This window comes from Algorimicrobium algoritergicola (assembly GCF_008086165.1).
GTDB lineage: Bacteria > Bacteroidota > Bacteroidia > Flavobacteriales > Flavobacteriaceae > Algorimicrobium > Algorimicrobium algoritergicola.
Map to the genome: position 1 here is coordinate 428431 of NZ_VSKL01000001.1, position 20252 is coordinate 448682.

Below are 20252 nucleotides of genomic sequence, written 5' to 3' on the forward strand. Positions count from 1 at the left end.
TTGTTAATAATTAGGAAACTGTAAATCCTTGTTTTATAGTGGTTTTAATGTATATTTGATTCCTTAATTTATTTAAATAATAGCAAGATTACGTTTATGAAACATAAATACTCCCTCATATTTATTACTTTTTTGTGTGCTGTTTTGTCTGGGTTTGGGCAAACCACTGTTTCCTATAGTTTTTCTGCAGGAGGCGCCGTTACAGGATTGAACGTACCTGCTCCAGGAATTGCTCTAGATGCAAATATAGGTTTCGGGTCTTTTAAAAATTCTGGAACTAGCAATCCTGCATTAAATAGTGGTCAATTAAGATTGTATCAAAACGCTACAAAAGGTGGTTCAATTAAAATATATGCTTCTAATGGCGTTACTATTACAAAAGTAGTGATGTATACTCCGTCTAGTGGTGATGGAGATGGCCCTTCTGGATATAGTGTTGATAATACTACGGAGGCAGGTACTTTTGCTGCTGGTGGAGGAACTTTAACCATGGATGGTTTGTCAGCTACTAATTATGTTGAATTTTATAATAAAGGAACTAGTATTGGTACTAGAACTTATGTGGATTATTTTGAAGTAACATATACTATTCCAAGTACATGTACACCACCTGCAGATCCAAATGGAACAATTACAGGAACAACACCTGCTTGTACCAATACAACATTAACCTATTCTGGAACAACAATACTAGGTACAATTGATTATTGGCAAACTACGGCCACGGGAACCTCAACGGCTAACAATGCCACAGGAACTTTTAATGCAACCGCCACTGGAACATATTATGTAAGAACATTTTTAACAGCAACTTCTTGTTGGTCTGCAGGAACTGCAAGTTATGCTGTTGTAATAAATTCTGCACCAAGTATATCAACACAACCAGCTAATGCTACAAGAGTCATTCCTAACAACGCCACGTTTTCTGTAACGGCAACAGGAACGCCAACGCCCACATACCAATGGCAAGTCTCAACAAATGGCGGCACCACATGGAATAACGTAACGGGAGGCTCCGGCGCAACTACAAATACGTATACAACGGGAGCAACTTCGGCGCCAATGAATGGTAATCAATACCGATGTGTTGTTACTAATAGTTGTGGCGCTGTAAATTCTAATGCAGCGACGTTGAATGTTACAAATGCTTCACCAAATAACGCTTTGCAATTAAAGTCATGTATTGCCAATGATCAACTTTCTTTAAGTTGGAATGCATCTTCAACAGCAGGCGTAACAGGTTATATTATTTTTGCTCAACCTAACACAACAATTCCAAGAATGACTGCGGCTTTAGCAGGAAATGCTTCTGGATTTGTAGCAAATTCTAATTATACAGCAGCAACAGCTTATTCGACCCTTGGAAAAGCAGTTTACAAAGGTGCTGGAACATCAGCTACTATAACTGGTTTAACAAATGCTTCGCAATACACTTTTAAAGTGGTTGCTTACACTGGTGAAACAGCTACAGGTTGGGCGTCTGCTCTTAATGATAACTCAGCTGCTTCATCTTATACACAAACATATACCATTGATGTTCCAGAAGTTACCAGTTTAGCCGCTTCAATTAATCCTACAACATCTACAGTGTCGTGGAATGTGGTACCAGATTCTGCTGGATGTTACGAATATATGGTGGTTGCAAATGCAGGTGTTGTTACACTTACACCAACAGGAAACGGTTCGGCTTACACCGCAAATCCTGTTTATGCAGGAGCAAATCAAGTAGTTTATAAAGGAACAGGTAACAGTATCATTGTTACTGGCTTAACAGATGCTGTTGAATATTGTTATACCGTTTTTGTAAGAGAGGTTAATAGTGGCAATCAATGGAGTGATGGTATTTCGGTTTGCCAAACTACTGGTGTTGATTATTGTACTGCTTCAGGAGGTACAAATAACTCAATGATTAAAAATGTTACTTTTAGCACCATTAATCAATCTTCTACTTCTACTGCTGGATATACAGATTACACAACAGTTTCAACAAATGTTAACATTGGAGATATTCATAATTTAAGTGTAACAGTAAACACTAATGGTAATTATACTTCTTATGTAATAGCATGGATAGATTGGAATAGAGATGGAGATTTTAATGATAGTGGTGAAGCATATGAATTAGGTACGGTTACAAATAATGCTAATGGAACCTCATCAGCATCACCGTTTTCAATTACGGTTCCAACTGGTGCTACAATAGGAAATGTAAGAATGCGAGTTTCTGCTAACTCTGAAAATAGTATTAGTGGTTATGCTACACCTTGTCAATCATTTACTTATGGTGAAGTGGAAGATTACACGATTATTATAACACAACCTGCTAATGCAGAAATTAATGTAAAAGGAGGAGCTATTTCTATTGCTAATGGTTTTGATGCACCTTACGGATTAAATAATACCTTGTTTGCAACCACACCTTTAAACACAGATTCTGTTGAGAAAGAATTTACTATAGAAAATATTGGTTTAGCAAATTTACTATTAACAGGTTCGCCTACTATTACATTAGAAGGTACAAACCCAACAGACTTTATTGTAACGCAGCATGCAACATCACCAGTTGTGAATGGCACAAACACAACTTTTAGAATTAAATTTCACCCAACCGTTGCCGGTACGAGAACAGCAAAAGTGAGAATTGAAAATAATGATTCTGATGAAAATCCTTATCTTTTCACCATAGAAGGTGAAGGTAATTGTACAACTGCTCCAACTGTTGCTACTTTTCCAACATCTGGTCCAGCAAATACATTGGTCACTTTTACTTCTGCCTCAAGTAATCTTACAGGAGCAACAATTTCATTTAATAATATAGCAGTTCCTACTGTTTCAAATACATCAGACACTATAGAAGTATTGATTCCTTCAGATGCTAATGATGGTAATTTTGTGATTCAATTAGCAACAGGCTGTAGTGCAACGCAATTTTTTGATGTAATTGATACTGACCTTACATCATGTGCATCAGCAGTTGGTGGTGGAGATGCAACCGATTTAATTATCTACGAAGCGTATGATGAAAATGGCGGATCTGGTGGTGTAATAACCATATATAACAACACAGGAGCTTCTGTAAATTTAAGTGGGTATTCCATTCAAAGAGCTGGAGATTACGGAAGTACTTATTCAACTTATGCAAATTTAAGTGGTACACTTGCAGCAAATGCAGTCGCAATTATTTCTGTATCTAGCTCATCTTGTGGTTACACACCTACAGGAAATGGAAGTTTAGGTTCGGCCGGTTTTAATGCAAATGATGGTTTGAGATTAATGAATGGTACTACGGTTATTGATGATGTACATGCACCAAATTATGTAGGATATTATTTAAAAAGAAAGAATACAAATTTTTATCCAAATACCACTTATACTGCTACCGAATGGACAACTCAAAGTTTATCCGACGATGAATGTTTAGCAGGCGTTGGTACTGTACCGCTTGTTAAAGTGCCACCTGTGGTAATAACTCACCCACAATATGTGGCAGATTGTTCAATAACGGGTACATCTTTAACAGTTGCAGGATCCGAAGGCGTTTCGGGTGGATTGGGACTTGCTTATCAATGGTATGTTTTAGGAACTTCTGGTAACTGGACAGCTGTGTCAAATGGCGGAATATATTCCGGTTCTACAACGTCAACATTAGATATTTCGGATCTTGCTGGTTTAGACGATTATCAATATTATTGTCAAATTAGAGAAAACACTGCTACATGTTACGCAGCGAGTAATGCTGTAAAAATAGAATACATAGCTGCTGTTTGGGATGGCACAGCTTGGTCATCACCTCCTACCTCTAGTAAAATTGCGATTATAAATGGAGATTACGATACAAGTACAAATGTTAACGGAGAAACAAGTTTTGAGGCTTGTCAATTATTTGTAGCTGCTGGAAGTCTGCTTACGGTTTCTGAAGGTGATTATGTTGAAGTTATAAACAGCGCTGTCGTTAATGGCGATGGAACAAAACTAGACGGTATATTAGTTGAAGACAAAGGCAGTTTTGTACAAAGAGGCGAAGGTGTAAATGCTGGAACATATACGTTGAATACAAATGCTAGAACCCAAGTCAACAAGAAAACAGCTCCTTTGAATAATTATTATGAATACACCTATTGGAGTTCACCAGTTGCCAATGAAACTATTGAAAACGGATTGAATGAGGCACACCCAACCAGACGCTATTGGTATAATGGTCAAAACTATTTAGATGCTATGGCTGAAACCAATAACAACAATGGAACTGTTGCTGGACAAGATGATGTAGATGATAACGGTGATGATTGGCAACCTACAAGCAATACTGCTAGTATGATTCCTGGAGTTGGTTATGCTGCTATGCATAATCCATCGGGAATTATTGGTATAGGTATTAATTATGAATACACGTTCAATGGCGCTTTAAATACAGGTGATTTTACGGTTCCTATTTATAGAAATGATTCTGAAATGGCTGATAACAACTGGAATTTTATTGGTAATCCGTATCCTTCAGCTATTGATGCCGATTTATTTCTTTCAGCAAATGCATTGATTGATCAGAATGTTACAGAGTATCCGCAACCAACTGGAGTAACGAATGGTGCCATATTTTTATGGTCGCAAAATTCAGCACCATCAAATACCAATAACGGAAATGAGGCTTTAAATTTTGCACAATCGGATTATGCTGTAATAAACGGCACCGGACAAACAGCTGGTGGTGATGGGGTTATGCCTAGCCGATTTATTCCTTCTGGACAAGGCTTTTTTATTACATTATCTAATGCTGCAACGGTTTCAACTGTTTCTGGAGACATAAAAACTGCAGATGTTATTTTTCAAAATAGTATGCGTGTTACAGGAAATAATAATCAATTTTTCAGGAACACAACTGAAAATCAAAATGAAAAATTATGGCTTAATTTCACCTCAGACATGGGTGTTTTCAACCAAATTTTAATTGGCTATGTTGAAGGTGCAACCAATGGTAATGATGATATGTATTTTGATGCTCCTAAAAACTTGTCTTCAGACTCCTATGTATATTTCTATTCGCTTATAGAAGAAGAATTGGAAGCAGATAAAGTAGCTATACAAGGAAAGGCGCCTGAAAGCTTAAACATGGATGAAATAATTCCGTTAGGTTTTAGTACAACCGTTAATCAAGCCACGATTTACACAATTAGTATTGCACAATTTGAAGGTGATTTTTTAAGTACGAATACCATTTATTTAAAAGATCAATTATTAAATGTAATCCACAATTTATCGAATACGAATTATAATTTTACATCTACTGTTGGCGAATTCAACGATCGTTTTGAAATTGTATTTAGAGATAGTACTTTATCGGTTGATGATTATGTAATTAGTAATACCAATTTATCTATTATTGAATTAACGGATAATAACGTTAAATTTAGTATTGGGTCTAACCATGCAACCATTAAATCAGTTGAAATAATTGATATGTTGGGCAGAACCTTATACAAGTTTAAAGGGTCAACTAATACGGAGACGTATAATTTATCTAACTTAAGTAGTGCTACATATATTGCTAAAGTAACCTTGTCTAATAATCAGGTATTAGTTAAGAAAGCGGTGAAGAAATAGAACCTTTTTTTAAAAGTATAAAAGCGGTTGCGTTTAAAATTCAACCGCTTTTTTTATAGTGTATAGTGTAAAGACACCACAAAATTTCTTCCAGGAGATGCAATTCCGGAGGAATAGGTTTTATACCGTTGATCCGTAATATTTTCCAATCCTGCTGTAACGGCAATACCGTCCTTAAATTGATAATGCGTTCGGACATTCAAGGTGTACCACGAAGGTGAAAAAGGATTTCCATTGGAATCTTTGGCATATAAATAATCTTTAGCCTGTTCTGAAGGTGCTAATTGTTGGTATGATAATTCGCCATTAAAATTCACAAACCCATCAATTTTAAAACGTTGCTTTTGCCATACTACATGCGCATTACCAAAGCGTGGCGCAACATGACGAATAGGAACTTCAATACCATCGTCTTCTTCCGTACCTCCAATAATATTGTACTGTGATAAGAATTTAACCGATTTTGAAAAATTGATATTTAGTCCCACTTCAAAACCATAAATCCATGCTTTTGATGCATTTTGAATAGCTTGAACCGTACTCATTTCACCATCATATAAAATTTCAGATGCACCGTTTATGGTATAATCTCTTCGAACTAAAGCATTATCTAGAAATGTGTAATACGTTGCTAAATCTAAAATTACCACATCACTAAAGTTTAAGAGTAAGCCCAATTCACCACCATAAGCATATTCCGATTTCAAATTATTATTTGGCACCACAACACTGCCTGGTTCAGAATCGAAAACCTTACCAATATCATCAACATTTGGCGCTCTAAAAGCGGTTGACGCATTAAGTTTCCATTGTATCATATTGCTAGGCATCCAGCTAACACCAGCTGTTCCCGTAAAAGCACCTGAATTAATTTCAGCCGTATTAAAAGGCAAGTTTAAATATGCATTGTTCTCCGTAAAATCAGCCTTTGTTAAAACCTGATTATAGCGAATACCTGTCTGAAAAATAAGCTCGGAAGACGGCTTGTATTTCAAACTAGTATAAGCAGCCATTGATTGCCAGGTAGCACCATCTGGATATCTAGAAACCGTTGGCATGCTAATTCCTGTACTAATATCCTCTTCATTACCACTAGAGTTTACCAAATTATACACATATTCGGCGCCATAAAAAAGAGCTGTTTTAGGGCTTAATTGTTTCTCCAAATCCAAGTTTGCCGAAAAAGCATTTACTTGCTCTTCCCTATTGTTTTTTATAACGGATTGAAAATCCCGATCATGACGACTTTCCTTAAAGTGTTGATATGCAAATGTAGTTTGAGCTTTATCATATAACACAGATTTACTATTAGACTGCGTAACTTGTAAATTACTCATAAACCATTCTTGCGGACCATAGTACCATTCAGCCGCTCTTAAGTTTTCATTTTTATATTGAATGAGTCTGTCATAACGCGGATAATCCGACGTGGTAGAATAATACGCTCCAAAATCTACATGCAGGTCGTCATCGGCTTCAAAGCGTACTTTTTGCATCGCATGAAATTGATTGAAACCTGTTGGTTTTTGAACCTTAGGATTTTCATTGATGACTACTTCATCTAAACCATTGGAGGTTTGTACGTATTCTGGGCGTAAATAGTCTGTTGGACCATGACTTCCCATTCGTAAATCGTCAAAATCACTATAGCTGATACTGGTTAAAAATGCCCATTTTTTTAGTCCAAAATTAATATCTACGTGACCCGTTTTTTCATTGTTGGCCGTTGCATATCGCGCTAAGGCATGACCTTTAATATAAACCTCATCTTTATAGGATAACTGTGGTTTTTTGGTGTAAAAACCCATTACGCCTCCTATGGCATCACTACCATAAACTACAGAACCTGCTCCTAGCGTAATTTCCGTATTTTGAATACTTAAGGGATCTATAGAAATAACATTTTGAAGATTTCCACCTCTAAAAATGGCATTATTCATCCGAACACCATCAATGGTTATTAAAAGTCTGTTGGTTGAAAACCCACGAATCATAGGGCTTCCGCCTCCTAACTGACTTTTTTGAATGTAAACATTTCCTGTTTCTTGCAGTAAATCAGCACTTGTTTGTGGATTATTAAATTGGATTTCTTTAGCTGAAATATTAACAATCTTTTGAGGAATATCGCGTTTACTTTGCTCGAATTTTGAGGCAGAAATTACAACCTCATCCAGTCCAACACGACCCTTTAATGTGATGGAATTATTCTGAATTTGATTTTTGGCTAACGCTAAGAGATGATAATTATCAGCTTGAAATTCCAGGATATCATGACTCGAAAACACATCCAAATTGGCCTCGCCATTTAGATTCGTGATTATAGATTGTGAAGCATTTGAAATGATAACACCAGGAATTGGTAAGTTAGTATCTGTTTCTAAAACCGTTATTTGCTGGGCTTGACTCAAAAACACGCAAAGCAAACACAAACTGAAAACAAATTGAACTTTCATAAAATGAGGGTTAATTGGTATTTATCTAAACACTTGGTTAAATATTTGCAGTGATTTTGGTTTTCTAAAATACCCCAAATGTAACTCATAATATTGCATAAGCATATTTAAGAAGGCTTGGCGTTGTTCTGCTTGTAATTTAACTGTATTTAAGGCATCAAAATTCATGCCTAACAGTTGCTTTAATAGGGCATTATTTTCAGATGAAACTGCGTAGATATGCGTTTTACTCGGTTGAAAATATCCAGATTGCAAATTAAAAACACCTGTTTCTACATGATCTGTATCGGGATAAAAACCTAAATATTTAGTGAGCTTTAAAAAAAATAACAAATGAAAATTAGCATAATTAGGTTCAGAGTCCAACCATTGTAAAGCCGTTTCTAAATAATCGAAAAGTAAGTGGTTCTGTTCTTCCTCTTTTAACACATTGGCTAATACTTCTGATAAAAATAACACGATACTACTCTTTATAACATTGGTATGAAGTGTGTTATAAATAAAACTCGATTTTACCTCTTTTATATAGTGAAGCGACTGATTGGGTTTGTAGGTTTCTACAATTTCAATTTGCGATAACAACTGGTAGTAGGCAATGGTTCCGGAGCGTTTGCTTTTAAACGCCCCACGGATTAAATAACTGGACAAGCCTCTGTGTTGTGTATAGCAGCTGACAATTAAATCGTTATCGCGATATTTGATTTTTGATAGTACAATGGCTTTTTCAGATGCAGACATTAGCGCACAACCATTACTTTAATGACCTTTGTTTCAAAGGTGTCTAAATCGGAAAGCATAACCAGATAAACACCTGTTTTTACAACATTATTTGCTAGATTATTACCATTCCAATACGCAATTCCACCATCAATTTCTAAATTGTATCCTTTGTATCTTGAGTTGGTTCTAGATTGTGCTTCCGCTACCAAATTCCCTTCAATATCGGTAATTTTAATATTGACGTTTTCAGAAATATCTTTAATTTTTACTTTTTCTTCTGTGATATTAAATGTTGGTCGCACGGGGTTTGGATATACATAAGCATTTGCCAAGGTTTGTTGCGTTTCTGAACTACCAGAACCAAAGGATACCAGACCATTACGCGTAGCAAAATACACATCACCATTTATTTCATCTATTGTAATATCAACAACATCATTACTTGGTAAAGGCGAATTGTCTTTAGTAAAATGACGAATGGTATTTTGACCATCAGCTGAAAAATAAAAAACACCCGAACCAATGGCGGCAATCCATTTGTTATTAGCGCCATCTACTTCAATATCGGATACAAATTGCTGGTATAATAATTCTTTTGGTACACCATCTTCTAAAATGATAATATCTTGAACCTGTGGATTACTTTCCGAGAAGAAACTAGTCGTGTTATATAAAACGCGTAAACCATTACTGGTTCCAATCCAGACTTGATTATTTTTATCCATAGCAACAGACGTTACATACGGCGTTGGCATATTCTGGCTGTCGTCCACTATATTTTTAAATTCTCCATTTCCACTTAAGTTTAACCCAATTATTCCAGCGCTATAAGAGCCAAAAAACACATTCCCTGATCGATCAAAAACAATATCTGAAAACCCTAAATTACTAGTTGGCGAACTAATAATCCCCGTTAAGTCGTATGATGACCAGGAACCATCTTTAAATCTATTTAAAGGACTTTCTACACGTCCGTTGGTAACCCAAAGCGCACCTTGACTATCATAATTTGCAGTAAGCGTTAAGCATAATTCTGCTGCAAAGGGAATAATGGTACTGTTATTTTCATCGTATATATCAATAACCTCATCATTCAGTATTTCAATTAAGCCTGAATAATAAGAACTTACATATACTTGGTTTATGTTAAAGGGGTTGATGGCTATATGAGATATATATCGTGGCTCATCTACAACGGCCAAAATAGAATCATACGGTTTATTAATCCATTGCTCATTAACATAGTGACTTATTCCAGTATATGTATTTCCTTGAAATGCGTAAGAAGCTGAATAGCCTCCAAACGTGCACCAAAGATTACTATTTTTAATTTCTACAGAAAAAACAGTGTTCAACAATGGACCATCTGGATGAATCTCATTAAAACTAGTTAAATCGTTTAAATTCGTTTCTAAAATACCAAAACCTGGTTTTCCTTGATTTATAATGTTTTTAGTACCTAAATAAAGTTTGTCGTTTTCAAATATGGTGGCACATGAAAATTCTGTTGGATAATTATCAATCTGATTCACCGTGGCTAAAGTATTGAGCACCCTATCATAAACAAAGACGTTATCTTTTGTAGACACCAACAACTTATCACTGATACTAACCATATCATTAGGCAAGACTGAATACCTGAATAAATTTAAAAACCTATCATCCGTATCAATTTTATACATAACTCTATTTGCTCTAATGGCATAAAGGTTATTATCTACTTCTTGAATAAATGTATAATTACCTGTAACAAGGCTTTCCCATTGTTGGTAATCAATTAAGTCTGGACTTGAGATTAACGCTTTTTTTATGCCATTCTCGTTGTAACAGGCAGCATAAATATGGTCATTGAAAAAGGTTGTCTGCTTTACCGATATTTGAGCACCTCCATTACCAATAAAAAAGGTGTCACCAAATTCCAAATTCTGTATATCGTAAACTGAAATACCATAATCCGTTGCCACGTAAACCAAATTGTCTATCAAATTAAAATGATTAATTCTCTTTCTATCTGGTGCAATATTTGGTTTATCCTTAATATCAACAATACTCAAAATATCATCATCATCTTCAAAAATTATTTCCATTAATCCATTCTCAAAACCAACAAGAACTAAACGATAAGCCTCACTGTAATATATTGTAGTAATCAACTCTCCAGACAAACCGTTAATAGTAGTAATTTGTTCCATTTCTCTAGTAACAATATCAAAACTAAAAATGGCATTATCTGATGCGACATAAATTTTGGTTTCACCTCTCGAAACACTCTGAATATTTAAAAATGAGAAATGCCCTTTCCAATCTGCAGAATAATCTTGACTAAAAACCATATTAGACACTAGAAAAAGTGCTAAAATAAAAAATAGCTTGTTTTGAATTATCTTCATTAAAGTTCGTTGTTTTTTAAAGCGTATAGTTTAAACCAAAAATACTATATTTTATTGTATTTTTGGTTTTATTAACTAGGCTTATTTAATGTTATTTAGCAGTCCTATATTTCTATTTTTATTTCTTCCGCTTGTTTTGTTTGTCTATTTTTTAACTCCTAAAAAATTTAAAAACTTTACACTATTAGCTTTTAGCCTAGTTTTTTATACGTGGGGAGAAAAAGAATTAGTCCTATTAATTCTACTATCAGCAGCTGTAGATTACATTAGCGGTCTAATTATTAGCAAAGGGAAAAGGAAACTTGGCTTATACATTTCTATTACATTTAATATATCCATTCTACTCTATTTTAAGTATGCCAATTTTATTTCAGGCAACTTAATAAGCCTTTTAGAAGGTTTTAATATGAGTCCAGAGGGCGCTCTAAATTTCTCTAATATTGCACTTCCAATAGGTATTAGTTTTTACACCTTCCAAACCATGTCTTACACCATTGATGTATATCGTGGCCAGGTAAAAGCATGTAAAAACTTTATTGATTTCGCAACCTATGTTACCTTATTTCCGCAACTTATTGCTGGTCCAATTGTAAGGTATGCTGTAATTGAAAAAGAGCTAAAAAGTAGAGTCGTAACCGTATCACTTTTTTATGAAGGCGTAGAACGTTTTATAATTGGGCTTTCTAAAAAAATGATTATCGCTAATAATTGTGCGATTTTGGCAGACGCCATTTTTAATTTACCGCCATCTGAGTCTTCAGTACTCATTGCCTGGTTGGGAACAATAGTCTATAGTTTTCAAATTTACTATGATTTTTCAGGGTATTCGGATATGGCCATAGGTTTGGGTAAAATGTTTGGTTTTAATTTTCCTGAAAACTTTGACTATCCCTATATTTCTAAATCTATTAGAGAGTTTTGGAGACGATGGCACATAACCCTTTCTAATTGGTTTAAAGATTATTTATACATTTCCCTTGGTGGAAGTCGAGAAGGGAAATGGCGCACATACGCCAACTTAATTATTGTGTTTTTTGTTACTGGCTTATGGCATGGTGCTAATTGGACTTTTATTTTTTGGGGACTTTTCCATGGTTTATTTATCATAATTGAATGGAATTTTAAAGACACGGATTCAAAGCGTCCAGCAATTTTATCTCATTTATATTTTCTTTTCGTTTTAAATATTTCTTGGGTGTTTTTTAGAAACGATACCATGACTGATGCGTTTAACTATTTGGTGACCATGTTCAATTTCTCACTTGAAACCAATACAGCTTTTTTAAACTTTTATTTGACCAAAGAAATGCTATTTGTGCTTGCAGCCGCACTTTTATTGTCCACACCTATTTATAAAAAGATCGTATATGCTATTTTAAATTCCAATCTAACATCTGGAACTAAAAAATTATTTTTACCATTAAAATTAATAGGACTTTTTATTCTCTTACTCATATGTTTCACTTACATAGCAACCGATTCTTATAACCCGTTTATTTATTTCCGCTTTTAATGAAAAACAAACAAAACATATTACATTGGCTTTTTATTATCATTTTTATAATGATGATAGTAGCACCTAATGTGGTTATGTTTTTTAATTTGGAAACAACGGAAAACAATGAAAATAGAGCCTTTCAAGAAGTACCAAATTTTGATTTAAACCAACCAATCCATTCCATTACTGAATTTAAAAATTACTACACAGAAAACTTCGGATTAAAAACCACATTGGTAAACAACTATATTGATTTTAAATCTCATACGCTTCAAGAAACACCTATGCCAAATAAAGTAGTTAAAGGTTTGAATGGTTGGTATTTTTTAGGAAATAGCTATAACAATTCACTTAATAATGCCTTTGGAAACAATACTTTTAATACAGACGAACTTCAAGAAATTAGTAGAAGGATTCTAGAAATTAAAACCTATTTAAATGAACAAAATATTATGTTTTATATAGTTGTCCCGCCTAATAAAAACACTATTTACAGGGAACATTTACCGTTTCAGTTTAAGGTTTATGAATCCAATTTAAGTGTCTTAAAAAATTATTTAAAAGCACAAATAAATTTCGAAATCATTGATTTAACCGAGCCGTTGTTAGCAGCGAAAAATTTCAATCAACTATACTTAAAGACAGATTCTCATTGGAATGAATATGGTGCTTTTATAGGTTATCAAGAAACGATGAAGATTTTAAATGAAGATTTTAAAATCTCAACGGTGACCTTAGATGATTATGTTTTTCAAGTTAAGCCAGTAAAGCAAGGTGATATTATAAAAATGATTAATCTGAATATTGAAGAATCTGCGCCAACACTTGCAAAAAAAACAACACCAATTAATTCAACTAAAAATAGTGTAAACAACCCGAAGCTTTTTATGCATTATGACTCATTCTCATATAATTGGATGCCTTATTTTAATGAGAGTTTTGGCGCTATTAATTACGTTAAAAATTACACCGTTAATAAAAAGCATATTGAAGAAGAAAAACCTGATATCGTAATTTTCGAAATTGTTGAACGAAATATTAATGTTCTTCTCAAGAAAAAAAGCCTCCTAGAAAACTAGAAGACGCTTTATATTTATTTATTTCGTTGTTTTAAACAACACCTTGCGCTAACATGGCATCGGCTATTTTTACAAAACCAGCAATATTTGCTCCTTTTACGTAATCTATATAACCATCCTTTTGTTTGCCATATGTAACACATGATTCATGAATAGCATCCATAATATCATGCAATTTATTATCCACCTCTTCACGAGTCCAATTATAACGCAATGAGTTTTGACTCATTTCTAAACCAGATGTGGCGACACCGCCAGCATTAGATGCTTTTCCTGGCGCGAACATAACGTGAGCTTTTTGAAATGCTTCAATAGCTTCTGGTGTTGCAGGCATGTTTGCACCTTCGGCTACTACTACAACATTATTTTTAATCAACGTATTTGCTTCGTCTCCATTCAACTCGTTTTGAGTGGCACATGGCATGGCAACATCACAAGCCACTAACCATGGTCTTTCGCCACTATGGAATGTAGCAGATGGATATTTATTTAAGTAATCACTTATTCGACCTCTTTGAACATTTTTAATATCCATAACGTATGCTAATTTTTCAGCATCAATTCCAGCTTTATCATGGATATAACCTGAAGAATCAGACATTGTAACAACTTTACCACCTAATTCGGTAATTTTCTCACACGCATATTGTGCTACATTTCCAGAACCTGAAACAACCACCGTTTTACCTTTTAATGAATCGCCTTTGGTAGCTAACATATTTTGTGCAAAATACACACAACCATAACCTGTTGCTTCTGGACGAATTAATGATCCACCAAAAGAAATTCCTTTACCCGTTATAACACCAGTAAATTCATTACGTAATCGCTTGTATTGACCAAACATATAACCAACCTCACGACCACCCACACCTATATCACCAGCTGGTACATCTGTATTTGGACCAATATGCCGAAATAATTCAGACATAAAAGATTGGCAAAAACGCATAACTTCAATATCACTTTTCCCTTTCGGGTCAAAATCTGACCCACCTTTCCCGCCACCCATTGGCAACGTGGTTAAAGAGTTTTTAAACACTTGTTCGAAACCTAAAAACTTTAAAATACTTAAGTTTACAGACGGATGAAAACGCAATCCACCTTTATAGGGTCCAATAGCAGAGTTAAACTCTACTCTAAATCCTCTATTTACTTGAGTCTGTCCTTGATCATCAATCCAAGGCACTCGAAACATAATGGTACGCTCTGGTTCCACCATACGCTCTAATAACATTTTGCCCTTATACTTAGGATTTTCTTCAATAAAAGGAATTACAGCTTCCGCAACTTCGTGTACAGCTTGTAGAAATTCAGGCTCATGCCCATCTTTCTTTTTTACCAAGTTTAAAAAAGTGTCAATTTTGTCTTTCATTTACTTTTCTCTTTAAAAAATTTTATAATAATTAGTTATGTGGCCACAAATATACATTATCTTTAAAAAACAATGCTTATTTTTTTGTTATTCATAATTGTAAGATCATGAAAATAATTTGTTTATTTATGAGTTAATTACATACATTTATACTCGTAATTGCGAAATAAATTTGGGTAGTTACGTCTATTTTATATATTTGTTAGTAATTTGCTCTAAACACATGAGAATCAGACTATGCTCAAATTGAAACTATTACCTGTTTTTATACTCCTGTTTGCTGGTTTGCATTCTGGATATTCGCAATTAGGATTTTCACACGAAATAGGTGCCATTGTTGGTCCTGTTCAGTTTAGATCGGATTTTGGGGTTCGTAATGATGAAGGTACCAACTACGGAAACTCCGGTTTTGGAATTGGTATTGTTCACTATATAAACTTTGCCTACAGAGCAGATTGTAACTGTTATTCTACAGACACCTATTTTAACGATCACTTTAAATTACGAAGTGAAATATCTTTCAACAAAACAAAATTAGACCATCATGGTCAATGGGCGGAAGGCAGCGGTGAAAATGCCGAAAAACTCCGAAAACATACTGGTGAAGCAAATAATTTTGATATTGGAATGCAGTTGGAATACTTTCCATTAAGTATTCGCGACTTTCAATCATTTAGTTATCGTTTAGCACCTTTTGTAAGCCTTGGTGCACATTATACGTCTTATAATCCTAAAGCGTTTACAAGTTATACAAACCCTACTACTGGAATAGCCGATAATAACATTTTAAATGCGAGCAATTTTTGGGGTCCTTGGGAACCTGGCTCTATTAATCCAGCTTCTGGAAGTGCGTGGTCTATGGTAACGAGTCTTGGTGTTCGTTATAAATTAACGGCATTATCAGATTTAATGCTAGACTTGCGTTTACAAACCTATTTTAGTGATTGGATAGATGGTTTAAATCACCAATTAGAATCCAATAAAAACAACGATTATCTACTTTGGCTAAACGTTGGATACATTTATTATTTAGATTAAAAATAATCATATTACAGCATAGAAAGAGACTGTCTAAAAGTAACTGACCCAGGTCAAGCTGAGCACAGTCGAAGTTTTCAAATTTTGAAACCAAAACATTTCGACTGCGCTCAATGTGACATTAAGAGTAAAATTTGACTTTTTAGATAGCCTCTTTCATTTCTTCTAATTCGTTATCCGATAGCCTGTTTTAAATCGGCAATTAAATCGTCAATATCTTCAATCCCAACACTCAACCTAATTAAGGAGTCTACAACACCTGTTTTTTCACGTTCTTCTTTCGGAATACTCGCATGTGTCATACTAGCCGGATGTCCAGCTAAGGATTCCACACCTCCTAAAGATTCCGCTAAAGTGAAAATTCTCAACTTTTCCACAATTTTTATAGCTTCTTCATAATTATTCCCTTTAGTTGTAAATGAAATCATACCGCCAAAATCTTTCATTTGTGTTTTGGCAATCACATGGTTTGGATGATTTTCAAATCCTGGCCAATACACATTTTCTATTTTAGCATGTGTGCTTAAATATTCAGCAACCGCACGACCATTTTCACAATGCCGTTGCATTCTAATATGTAATGTTTTGATACCTCTTAAAACTAAAAAACTATCCTGCGGACCACAAACAGCGCCACTAGCATTTTGAATAAAGTATAATTTATCAGCAAGTTCTTTATCTTTTACGGCCAAAACGCCCAATACCACATCACTATGACCACCCAAATATTTGGTTGCAGAATGCATAACAATGTCAGCACCTAAATCCAACGGCTGCTGTAAATAAGACGTAGCAAAGGTATTATCAACTGCTAATAACAAGTTATGTTTTTTGGAAATTGCAGCACATGCTTTAACATCAATAATATTCATCATGGGGTTGGTTGGTGTTTCCACCCAAAGCAGTTTTGTGTTTTCATTCACATAGTTTTCAATATTATTGGCATTTTTCATGTCAACAAAATGAAATGTAATACCGAATTTTTTAAATATAGCCATAAATAATCGATACGATCCTCCATATAAATCGCTGGTAGATATAACCTCATCGCCAGATTCTAAAAGTTTAATAACCGCATCAATTGCTGCCAAACCAGAACCAAAAGCCATTCCATAATTACCATTCTCAATACTAGCAACGGCGTTTTCTAATGCACTTCGGGTTGGGTTCTTGCTTCGTGAATATTCAAATCCTTTATGTCCTCCAGGCGTGCTTTGTGCATACGTTGTTGTTTGATAGATTGGTGGCATCACGGCACCATAAGCTGGGTCCAGTTTTTGCCCACCGTGAATTGTTTTCGTATTGAATTTCATCTTTTATAGTGTTCATTACAAAGTTTTATTAAATCAAAAACTATATGTATGATTAAATAATATTTTCATAAAGTTAGGGTTTAATTCGGTGTATTCAAATGCAATAATTATCTTTAATAATTAATTAACGCACTATCTTTATGCAACGCTCAATTGTACTCTTATCTCTTATTTTTCTTGTTTTTTCCTGTGAAGATGAAGAAACAAAAATCACATTTTCAGAAAAAAACTTTACCACCAATCAAAACAAGATTGTTGAAATAAATATACCACAAGCAGAAGGCGCTGAAGCTGTAAAAAACAACATCAATGCATCTATAGAAGCTATGGTTAGTGCGAGTTTAAATTTGGATGAAGATTCGGTTGCCAAAAATATGTCCATTTCAGAAAGCATCGACAAATTTAATTCAGAATACGCGAGTTTTAAATCTGAATTTCCTGAAAGTGCTTTAGAATGGGAAGCACAAATTGATGGTGAAATCATGTATCAATCTGAAGCCGTTATTTCCGTTGTTATTACCAATTATCTCAATACAGGAGGTGCTCATGGCAGCTTGGTTGTTTCGTTTTTAAATTTTGATGCCTTAACAGGTCAATCACTTAAAAACGAACAATTATTCAACGATATGAATGCTTTTAAAACAGTGGCAGAAGATTATTTTAATGATCAAATAGCAGACAAAAAAGAGCTCTATTTTGAACCTGATAATTTTGTCCTCCCTCAAAATATAGGCTTTAATGAAACAGGCGTTATTCTACTTTACAACAGTTATGAAGTAGCGCCATATTCTACTGGTTTAACCGAATTCACCATTCCTTTTGATGATTTAGTGCCTTATTTAAATTTTATGTAATATAAGGCTAGATTCATTTTCAGCTTTATCATTAGACAAAGCGACTGGCTATAATCTTGTTTTTTTCTATAAATGGGTTTACTTTGTGCCGTATTCTTAAAACAGCCTTTATATTTATGAAAAAAGTTTACTTTTTAAAAACCTGTAGTACCTGTACCCGTATTATTAAAAGCATCAATTGGCCTTCTGGCTTTGAGTTTCAAGATATAAAACAGGATGCTATAACTGTTAAACAGCTTGAAGCCATGAAGAAACTTTCTGGTAGTTATGAAGCACTTTTTAGCAAGCGTGCAAAACTGTATAGCGAAATGGATTTAAAAAATACCGACTTAACTGAAGCTGATTATAAACAGTACATTTTGGAACATTACACCTTTTTAAGCCGACCAGTTGTTATTTTTAATGATCAGATTTTTATAGGGAATACAAAAAAGACAATTGAAAATTTAAAGGCAGCTTTAATTGAATAACACGCGGGTTTATGCCCTTATCGCCGTTTTCTTGGTTCAGGTTATTTATGGTTTTACCTTCACCTTTGCAAACGATGTGATTGATGATGGCCATATAAAACCTTTCGGGTTTATTGTTCTTCGCGTTTTTGGAGCTTGCATTCTTTTTTGGCTTTTAAGCCTATTTACACCTAAACAAAAAATTGACAAACAAGATTATATCAAGTTTTTTGTAGCTTCTATTTTCGGGATTGCCTTAAACATGCTTACGTTTTTCAAAGGCTTTGAGTATACCACTCCAATCCATGCATCAGTAATCATGACAGTTGTTCCCATTGTCGTATTAACCCTATCAGCTATATTTTTAAAAGAACGCATTACCAGTCTTAAAATATCTGGAATCGTTTTAGGTTTTTCAGGTGCTATAATTTTAAGTATTTATGGAAAATCTACTCAAATTGGTGATAATATCCCATTGGGAAACTTATTGGTATTTATTAATGCGGTTTCTTATAGTATTTATTTAATTCTCATTAAAAAAATAACCGATAAATACCATCCGTTTACGTTTATAAAATGGTTGTTTTTATTCGGGTTTATACTCGTTTTACCATTTGGATACCATGAAGTTACCACGATTAATTGGCATGGATTCTCGCCTTACATCATATTTTCCGTGCTGTTCGTAATAATTGGCGCCACCTTTACCACTTACTTATTAAATCCTATTGCTTTACGCCATTTAAAAGCATCTACAGTTAGTACATTTTTGTACATACAACCTGTTATTGCTGGTATTTTCGCCATATTAATGGGTAGCGACACCATGAATGTGGTAAAACTTGTAGCTGCAGCACTTATATTTACTGGTGTTTATTTAGTAACTAAAAAACCAAAATTAAAGACTTAAATCCACTGGCTTTTTGCTTCCAGCACGTGTGTCCTCTTTTGTTAAATACTTGAAATTTTTTGTCTTCGGAAACGTCTCGGCTTGCTCTAATAATTCCGCAGGTAAATTGACTAATTTTCGTGTTTTTAAATCCATCCAAGCACCAAGCATTTCACAATGTGCTATATTTTCGCCTTTATGGTTGTAGAAATTATGGTCGAATTTAAAAAACATACCATCTTCACTCAATCCAGAAACTTCCAAACTTACCGTTAATGGTTTTCCCATAAACACTTCTTTAAAATAATACATGTGTTCATAAAAAACCACTGGACCAATATTAAAATGTGCAAGTTCCTTCATGGAAAACCCTTTTTCAATTAAAAAAGCCATTCGCGTATGACTCATAAAATTGGTATATGCACTATTTGCTAAATGTCTGTTGGCATCCACATCGCTCCAACGAATTTCGAATTGTTTGGTATACATTTTTATAAAAAATTAAGTTGCAAAATTACATAAATCTACTTGCTGCGCATAATATTCGCTCACAGTTTTCTAAACCTTCAGTTTTAATTACCTTTGTGCAACTTTAT

General features: G+C 34.3%; 13 protein-coding genes. 7 read left to right on the forward strand and 6 right to left on the reverse strand.

The window, feature by feature from the left end:
• Positions 1 to 96: 96 nt before the first annotated feature.
• Positions 97 to 5598: a GEVED domain-containing protein gene (locus ES675_RS02075; RefSeq protein WP_082985869.1), complete on the forward strand. Its 5502-nt coding sequence runs from the start codon at positions 97 to 99 to the stop codon at positions 5596 to 5598.
• A 53-nt stretch (positions 5599 to 5651) separates the two neighbouring features.
• On the opposite strand, the gene ES675_RS02080 is transcribed toward ES675_RS02075, so the two are convergent.
• Genes ES675_RS02080 through porZ form a run of 3 tightly spaced genes read right to left on the reverse strand, consistent with a single transcriptional unit; the run spans position 5652 to position 11161 of the window.
• The gene (locus ES675_RS02080; protein WP_066249312.1) at positions 5652 to 8051 is read right to left on the reverse strand and encodes a TonB-dependent receptor plug domain-containing protein; all 2400 of its coding nucleotides are present in this window, start codon (positions 8049 to 8051) and stop codon (positions 5652 to 5654) included.
• A gap of 21 nt (positions 8052 to 8072) precedes the next feature.
• Positions 8073 to 8789 carry a DNA repair protein RecO gene (gene recO, locus ES675_RS02085; protein ID WP_066249308.1) on the reverse strand — a complete coding sequence of 239 codons (717 nt, stop codon included), beginning with the start codon at positions 8787 to 8789 and terminating at the stop codon, positions 8073 to 8075.
• Positions 8789 to 11161, reverse strand: coding sequence for a type IX secretion system anionic LPS delivery protein PorZ (gene porZ, locus ES675_RS02090; RefSeq protein ID WP_066249304.1), 2373 nt, complete (start codon positions 11159 to 11161; stop codon positions 8789 to 8791). The genes recO and porZ overlap by 1 nt, the downstream gene beginning before the upstream one ends.
• A gap of 406 nt (positions 11162 to 11567) precedes the next feature.
• Here porZ and ES675_RS02095 point away from each other — a divergent pair, with 406 nt between their 5' ends.
• On the forward strand, positions 11568 to 12674 hold the full coding sequence (locus ES675_RS02095; RefSeq protein ID WP_231931263.1) for an MBOAT family O-acyltransferase: 1107 nt from the start codon (positions 11568 to 11570) through the stop codon (positions 12672 to 12674).
• A complete protein-coding gene (locus ES675_RS02100) occupies positions 12674 to 13738 on the forward strand; it encodes an alginate O-acetyltransferase AlgX-related protein (protein WP_066249296.1) in 1065 nt (354 codons plus the stop codon). Before ES675_RS02095 ends, ES675_RS02100 begins: the two co-directional genes overlap by 1 nt.
• 31 nt (positions 13739 to 13769) lie before the next feature.
• Here the strand turns inward: ES675_RS02100 and gdhA are convergent, their stop codons facing one another.
• Entirely contained in the window at positions 13770 to 15113 is a 1344-nt protein-coding gene (gene gdhA / locus ES675_RS02105; RefSeq protein WP_066249293.1) for an NADP-specific glutamate dehydrogenase, read from the reverse strand.
• A gap of 237 nt (positions 15114 to 15350) precedes the next feature.
• Here gdhA and ES675_RS02110 point away from each other — a divergent pair, with 237 nt between their 5' ends.
• Positions 15351 to 16151, forward strand: coding sequence for a THC0290_0291 family protein (locus ES675_RS02110; protein WP_066249290.1), 801 nt, complete (start codon positions 15351 to 15353; stop codon positions 16149 to 16151).
• Positions 16152 to 16324: 173 nt separating this feature from the next.
• On the opposite strand, the gene ES675_RS02115 is transcribed toward ES675_RS02110, so the two are convergent.
• Positions 16325 to 17464 carry a trans-sulfuration enzyme family protein gene (locus ES675_RS02115; RefSeq protein ID WP_066249286.1) on the reverse strand — a complete coding sequence of 380 codons (1140 nt, stop codon included), beginning with the start codon at positions 17462 to 17464 and terminating at the stop codon, positions 16325 to 16327.
• Between the two features lie 140 nt (positions 17465 to 17604).
• Here ES675_RS02115 and ES675_RS02120 point away from each other — a divergent pair, with 140 nt between their 5' ends.
• From ES675_RS02120 to ES675_RS02130, 3 genes are all read left to right on the forward strand, one after another.
• A complete protein-coding gene (locus ES675_RS02120) occupies positions 17605 to 18318 on the forward strand; it encodes a DUF3298 and DUF4163 domain-containing protein (protein ID WP_066249282.1) in 714 nt (237 codons plus the stop codon).
• Positions 18319 to 18434: 116 nt separating this feature from the next.
• Entirely contained in the window at positions 18435 to 18788 is a 354-nt protein-coding gene (locus ES675_RS02125) for an arsenate reductase family protein (RefSeq protein WP_066249278.1), read from the forward strand.
• On the forward strand, positions 18781 to 19677 hold the full coding sequence (locus tag ES675_RS02130; protein WP_066249274.1) for a DMT family transporter: 897 nt from the start codon (positions 18781 to 18783) through the stop codon (positions 19675 to 19677). Before ES675_RS02125 ends, ES675_RS02130 begins: the two co-directional genes overlap by 8 nt.
• Here the strand turns inward: ES675_RS02130 and ES675_RS02135 are convergent.
• Positions 19666 to 20145 carry an acyl-CoA thioesterase gene (locus ES675_RS02135; RefSeq protein WP_066249270.1) on the reverse strand — a complete coding sequence of 160 codons (480 nt, stop codon included), beginning with the start codon at positions 20143 to 20145 and terminating at the stop codon, positions 19666 to 19668. The two genes, ES675_RS02130 and ES675_RS02135, sit on opposite strands and share 12 nt — an antisense overlap.
• Positions 20146 to 20252: the final 107 nt, after the last annotated feature.

What these genes read in the sequence shown, in the direction of transcription:
- ES675_RS02100 (WP_066249296.1), top strand. Translation starts at nt 12,674, where the DNA reads ATGAAAAACAAACAAAACATATTACATTGGCTTTTTATTATCATTTTT.
- porZ (WP_066249304.1), bottom strand. Translation starts at nt 11,161, where the DNA reads ATGAAGATAATTCAAAACAAGCTATTTTTTATTTTAGCACTTTTTCTA.
- ES675_RS02080 (WP_066249312.1), bottom strand. Translation starts at nt 8,051, where the DNA reads ATGAAAGTTCAATTTGTTTTCAGTTTGTGTTTGCTTTGCGTGTTTTTG.
- ES675_RS02135 (WP_066249270.1), bottom strand. Translation starts at nt 20,145, where the DNA reads ATGTATACCAAACAATTCGAAATTCGTTGGAGCGATGTGGATGCCAAC.
- ES675_RS02110 (WP_066249290.1), top strand. Translation starts at nt 15,351, where the DNA reads ATGCTCAAATTGAAACTATTACCTGTTTTTATACTCCTGTTTGCTGGT.
- ES675_RS02115 (WP_066249286.1), bottom strand. Translation starts at nt 17,464, where the DNA reads ATGAAATTCAATACGAAAACAATTCACGGTGGGCAAAAACTGGACCCA.
- ES675_RS02120 (WP_066249282.1), top strand. Translation starts at nt 17,605, where the DNA reads ATGCAACGCTCAATTGTACTCTTATCTCTTATTTTTCTTGTTTTTTCC.
- ES675_RS02075 (WP_082985869.1), top strand. Translation starts at nt 97, where the DNA reads ATGAAACATAAATACTCCCTCATATTTATTACTTTTTTGTGTGCTGTT.
- ES675_RS02125 (WP_066249278.1), top strand. Translation starts at nt 18,435, where the DNA reads ATGAAAAAAGTTTACTTTTTAAAAACCTGTAGTACCTGTACCCGTATT.
- ES675_RS02095 (WP_231931263.1), top strand. Translation starts at nt 11,568, where the DNA reads ATGAGTCCAGAGGGCGCTCTAAATTTCTCTAATATTGCACTTCCAATA.
- gdhA (WP_066249293.1), bottom strand. Translation starts at nt 15,113, where the DNA reads ATGAAAGACAAAATTGACACTTTTTTAAACTTGGTAAAAAAGAAAGAT.
- recO (WP_066249308.1), bottom strand. Translation starts at nt 8,789, where the DNA reads ATGTCTGCATCTGAAAAAGCCATTGTACTATCAAAAATCAAATATCGC.